This window comes from Tabrizicola sp., assembly GCF_041911175.1.
GTDB lineage: Bacteria > Pseudomonadota > Alphaproteobacteria > Rhodobacterales > Rhodobacteraceae > Tabrizicola.
Genome location: NZ_JAYRPN010000082.1, coordinates 1 through 5,496 on the forward strand (window position 1 = coordinate 1; position 5,496 = coordinate 5,496).

6 protein-coding genes are annotated in these 5,496 nt (G+C 64.9%); 5 read left to right on the forward strand and 1 reads right to left on the reverse strand.

What is annotated here, in order from left to right:
• The 3 genes from ACE3P6_RS11665 to ACE3P6_RS11675 all read left to right on the forward strand — a co-directional run.
• Window positions 1–455: hypothetical protein (locus ACE3P6_RS11665; RefSeq protein WP_374395100.1), on the forward strand; the 455-nt coding region annotated here is incomplete at its 5' end.
• A gap of 18 nt (window positions 456–473) precedes the next feature.
• Window positions 474–1,280 (forward strand): maleylpyruvate isomerase family mycothiol-dependent enzyme, encoded by an 807-nt coding sequence (locus ACE3P6_RS11670; RefSeq protein ID WP_374395102.1) that lies wholly within the window; start codon window positions 474–476, stop codon window positions 1,278–1,280.
• 1,052 nt (window positions 1,281–2,332) lie between these two features.
• Window positions 2,333–2,944, forward strand: a complete 612-nt coding sequence (locus ACE3P6_RS11675) for a hypothetical protein (protein ID WP_374395104.1) — start codon at window positions 2,333–2,335, stop codon at window positions 2,942–2,944.
• Window positions 2,945–3,016: 72 nt separating this feature from the next.
• On the opposite strand, the gene ACE3P6_RS11680 is transcribed toward ACE3P6_RS11675, so the two are convergent.
• Window positions 3,017–3,568, reverse strand: a complete 552-nt coding sequence (locus ACE3P6_RS11680; protein WP_374395106.1) for a recombinase family protein — start codon at window positions 3,566–3,568, stop codon at window positions 3,017–3,019.
• A gap of 208 nt (window positions 3,569–3,776) precedes the next feature.
• Here ACE3P6_RS11680 and ACE3P6_RS11685 point away from each other — a divergent pair, with 208 nt between their 5' ends.
• Window positions 3,777–4,547, forward strand: coding sequence for a hypothetical protein (locus ACE3P6_RS11685; protein ID WP_374395109.1), 771 nt, complete (start codon window positions 3,777–3,779; stop codon window positions 4,545–4,547).
• A complete protein-coding gene (locus ACE3P6_RS11690; protein WP_374395111.1) occupies window positions 4,544–5,068 on the forward strand; it encodes an HNH endonuclease in 525 nt (174 codons plus the stop codon). Before ACE3P6_RS11685 ends, ACE3P6_RS11690 begins: the two co-directional genes overlap by 4 nt.
• Window positions 5,069–5,496 lie beyond the last annotated feature (428 nt).

Here is a 5,496-nt window from a genome sequence, read left to right on the forward strand (position 1 = left end):
CGGTGCTGGTGCTGGCGGCTTCGTGGCAGGCCGGCGGGCGGGGCTTCGCGCCGCTGGTCCGGCTGGGCCCCGTGGCGGCGGCGGGGCTGGCGGTGGCGACGCTGGTGCACGCGGTGGAGACGGCGCGGTTCGTGCGGGCGTTCGACGGCTATGCCGCGGCCATCGCTGCGCTGGCGCGCGACGGCGTGCCGGACCCGGCGCTGGGCCATGCCGCCTTCACCTCGTCCCGCCCGGCCGACCGGGCGTTCCCGCCGATCGCCTGGCATTCGACGACGCCGTTCCTGTCGGTGCTGGTGAGCCCGGGCTTCGCGCCGCGCCACTTGGTGGTGGACCCCGCGGCGGCGTATTTCTGGTTCGGCTGCGCCGAGGCGACCGCCAATGCCGCGGCGCGGCGGGCGCTGCCGGAGCGCACGCGCGCGCTGGTGCGCGACTACGCCTGCGCGCACCGGCCATAACGGGGGGGGGACACCGACATGCTGCAGCAGATCGCCGATTTCCGCGACGAGGCGGAGGAACTTGCGGGGCTGCTGGACACGCTGCCGCCCGCGGCGTGGGTGGCGCCGACCGGGTTCAAGGCCTGGACGCCGGCCGACATCGTGCAGCACCTGCATCACAGCGATCGCATGGCGATGGCCTCGGCGGACGGGCAGGAGGCGTTCGCCGCCTTTCGCGGGCGCATGCAGGCGCTGCGGGCGGGCGGGCTGAACACCGTGCAGGCGACGCGCGAGATGCTGGGCGACCCGCGCCCCCCGGCGCTGCTGCATCTCTGGCGCGAGGGCGTGGCCGCGCTGTGCGAACGGCTGTCGGGCCTGGCGCCGGAGACGCGCATGCCCTGGGCCGGGCCGGGCATGGGGCTGCGCATGTTCGCCACCGCCCGGCAGATGGAAACCTGGTCGCACGGCCAGGCGATCTGGGACCTGATGGCCCGCGACCGGCCGCCGGCCGCGCCGCGGCTGCGCAACATCGCCGAGATCGGCGTGCGCACCTATGGCTGGACGTTCCGCAACCGCGGCCAGGAGCCGCCGGGCGCGCAGCCGGCGGTGCGCCTGCGGGCCAGCGCGGAGACCTGGGAGTGGCCGGGCGAGGGCGGCCTGGTGGAGGGCGACGCCACGGAATTCTGCCAGGTGGCGGCGCAGACTCGGAACATCGCGGATACCGCCCTCCGCGTGGAGGGGGAGGCGGCACGGGTCTGGAGGGCGCTGGCGCAGTGCTTCGCAGGGCCGCCGGAGATGCCGCCCGCGCCGGGCACGCGCGTACGGTCGGCACGGCCGCCCGGGTGATGTCCGCGCTCGTGTAAGTGGCTGGGGGACCTGGAACCTGCCTTCCGGCATAAATTTCAGGTAATTTCAATGACTTGCAGGAGCCGCGTTCGGGGACTTTGTAGCACTCGTTCGTGGCACCTGCAATGAGTTCGCTCGGTCGATTGCTTGCTCCCTGCGCCCCTTGTCTCGTCCGGACAGTCCAGGGTCCCGCAGGTGCCCTCTCGAGCAGTGGTCCCTCAATGGGTAGCGCTCTTGGCACAGGCCGCGCCCCTCCGGGCCATGGGACCCCTTCTGGCGAACCCCACGGGGGTCTCTGGGAAAGCTGCTGTGCTGACGGCGGCCAACAACAACCCTTTAACGATCTTTTTGAAACGATCTTTCGGCCGCCCCCAGGCCGACCAGGGACCGGACGGGGGACCCTACTGCTCCAGATGCGCCTGACCGGCGCGGCTATGGGAGAACCTATGGATGCCGCGCGATGCCCGGTGGGCCGGCTACGGCTAGCCGGGTTCGTCTTGGTCCAGGGCACCAGCCCCATTGTTGGCCTTGCCGGTCGTGCCGGGGGCCTCTGGGGCCATGGGCGTCCTCATGCTGACGAGGTTGGCGAAGACGGTGAGGAACGTGGGTTCCTCGCCCCGCTCATCGGGCATGTGGCGTTCCCCCGGGTGTTCCGGGACGGTGGCCGGCGCGGCATCACCCTCTTGAACCCCAGGGCTCCCGGATATGGTCTGGTTGGCGTCGGCGGTACCAGTTGGTTTGCCTTCGCTGCCTGGCCCTGTTGTCGGGTTCCGGCTGGGCCCCAACTTTGCGCCCCTTCCTGCCGAAAGGCGGGACGGGGGGGATGCCGGTGGGGTTGGGGTAGAAAGCCATCGGTGTGTCTCCAGGAAGGTCCTGGAGAGGCCCGTGGCGAGCCCCCCGATGGAATGGGTTGAGGAGCAATTGTAGAATGTTTGGCTTATGTAGTCACGAATATCCTGGCTACGTCGCGGTCCCATCCTTGCGCCGTTGATTTCAAAAGCGCTTCATACGCATATGGTCTGCCGGCAGCAGGACGAAGGCCTGATTGAGTCATGGCGAATGATTTTGAAGACACGATCCGGTTAGCGGCGAAGCGCGTCCAGGCAGCTGTTGACGCAGTTTTGCAACAGTATCGTGGAGGATACGTAGCAGACGAAGACGACATCACGCCCCTGCTGGCAGGAGAAATTAGCGGAACTCTTCGTGGTCAGATTGGCGGACTTACCTGGAACAGTGCTGTCGTACGTCATAGGAAGGGAACTGCCGCGGAGGAACAAAGGGTAGGCGCCGACCTTGTCATCCATGTAAAATTCAAGACTAAAGATAGAGAATACTCGAAGGGGGTGCTTGTTCAGGCGAAAAAAATAGAACCTGGTATCGCAATGACAGAGAGGGGACATAAAGAATTAGTCGATCAATGCCAAAAAATGCTTGCTATTACGAATTCTTCATATGTGTTCGACTATCAACGTCGCGCAATTTCTTGTGGATCAGCCACTAGGATAGCGGGCTCAAGTAGGCGCGTTCTTTCGGATGATTGTACTATGACATCCTATAGGTTTTTTCTTGAGTTGTTTAGATGTCCCATTGGTGATAGGAGATTGACTAGCGCATTAGTCCGCGATCTGCCAATTCCATTATTGGAGATAGCCGCAGAAGACTAAGTGGCCATATTCATGGTCGTTCTGCTAAAGTGCGGATGTTGTGGAAGCGGCCGAGGACTTTCGGACAATCAGTCACGCTTCGCGGACAAGCCGATATACGCTGGACCGGGCGATGCTCAATCTCCTCGCTATAGCTGATGGCCCGAGGCCTTCTGCGGCGAGTGCTGCCACCGTGGCGGGGCTGATGGTCGCCTTCCGTCCACGGTACTTCCCCTCGGCCTTCGCCTTGGCGATCCCCTCACGTTGCCGCTCCAGCATCATGGACCGCTCCCAGGCAGCCACGCCGGCCAGGATGGTCAGCATCAGGGTGGCCGTGGGGTTCCGGGTGTCGAGCCGTTCACCGCCCATGGACAGGATCACCAGCCCAACCTCTCGTGCCTTGAGGTCCTCCACGATCCCCAGCAGCTCCTGGGTGTTCCGCGCGAGGCGGTCCGCTTTCGTGCAGACGAGCACGTCGCCCTCCCGGAGGAAGCGCAGAGCCTCCTTGAGGGCCTTGCGGTCGGCCACGCTGGAGACGTGCTCGGAGAACACCCGCTCACAGCCGGCAGCCTGGAGGTCGCGCACCTGGGCTTGGAGGCCGGCCACCTGATCGGCGGTCGAGGTGCGGGCGTAGCCGACCAGCATGGGGGCCTCCAGGTGTCCGAGATGGGTCTAGACCCTGTGCCACATCCTGTCCGACTGTACAAGACCCATTCTTTTCGGACGCACTCCGGCCCTCTCGGAGGGGCCTGAGGGGTGTCCTGCTAGGGCAAGGTCTATTCGGACATCGAGGCTGGGCGCGACTCAGGATGATCGGCAATATGAGGCACCGCACTGCGATCCGGAGAGGTTGATGACGGTCTCCCAATGGAGCGTTCTGCTGGAGGGCCATCCGTTCGATCTTGCCGATGCTTGCGACACTTTCCGGCAGCCGGGCCGAGTGGTTATTGAGGTCGCCGACGACCTCCGGGACGGTCCGCATGCGGTCCTCATATCCGAAGCATTCTCCACTGCTGGGGATGCCGTGGAAGTCCTGCGGATCGCCCAGCATCTCCTTGACCGGGTCAACGCGGTCCTGTTCGGCCTGAACCCAGATCGCATCCCACTGAGGCCATCGGGGTGGTTAGCCGAGAGGCGAATTGACGGAACGGTCGGAATGCAAGTGGTGGAACACATCCATGAGACTTTGGTGGTGCGTGACCGGGTCGCTGCCACTCATGTAGGCCCATGTGCCGAGCAGAACGACCAGCGACGCGAGGCATGCGAAGTCCAATGGGTCAACGATAGCTTCTCGGACGACACGTTCGCAGATGTCCTGTCATTCTTTCGCGGGCAACCTGACTGGCTCGAACTTTGGAAGGCCTTCGAGACAATGCGGGCTGACATCAACCGCGGCGCGGGGCGGCTGCCGGAAGCGCGCGCATTTCGTTGGCCGGCTAAGCCCGCGCTCAGCCATTTCCAGATGAGCGCACAGGTCCATCGTCACAGCCCTCAGAAGTGGCCCGACGGAATGACATCGCGTGACGCAATGCCGCTGGATGAGGCCAGAAGGTTCATCGCCGACCTCTTCATCCGCTGGGCGGAGTGGCGGGACGAACTGCAAAGTCCGAGGCGGCCCTCATGACACGTCGTAGCCCCGTATCCGCTTCAGTCAGGCAGAAGGTTCTCATCGAGGCGGGCTACAGGTGCGCAGTTCCTACCTGTCGGACCGTCATCCCGCTTGATCTTCACCACATCACCCGAGTGGCCGACGACGGTTCGGACGAGGCGGACAATCTACTGGCGCTGTGCCCCAACTGCCACGCTCGCCACCACCGGGGCGACATTCCGGCAGAGGCTCTGAAGGTCTACAAGGGGCTGCTGGTATCCCTGAACGAGGGCCTCGGACGTGAAGCGAAGGACGCGCTCCTCTTCTTCAGCCTGGAGCAACCCAGCTTCTTCGCAGTCTCGGCCGACCAAGTCTTGAAGCTGTCACCACTGATCGTATCGGGCCTGCTCTCGGTCAATCCTGCCACCTTTAACGGCCAGATCGTGTCTCCACCGCACTACAGGGTCGCACTGACCGAGAAGGGCACCGCCGTCGTCAATGCGTGGAAGGCGGGTGATGCTTCGGCTCTGGCGCTCGCCCAGTCCCTTCCCGCCTGACAGAGGCGTCCGACCAGAAACAGTTCGTTTTGGTGCGGCCCTGGCATGGCGCGGGTTGCCGTGTGGTCGCCCCAGCGGCCGTATGGATCGACGAGGACTACCTCGGCCGCATGGACCTTCGTCTCCTTGGACCCAGAGGGGACCGCTGGCTGACCCTCTACCGGCCCGGCAAGGGGACCGCTTCGGAGCCCGAGGGGGCCCTGGCAGGACCAGGTGCGAGGACCATCGAGACACCCAAGAGGATAGCCCTGGAGGGCCTCCTGGCCACCCCAATGCTTCCGGACCACTCCAGCCCTCCCCACCATCCTGGAGGCTCCCAGACCACCTGACGGCCCTGGAGGATGTGCCTGGCGTTCCGTCGGTCTGGCCTATCGGGTAGGTCCTGGCCCATCATCCATGCCCAGAGTTCCTTGGGGACCTCCATCGCC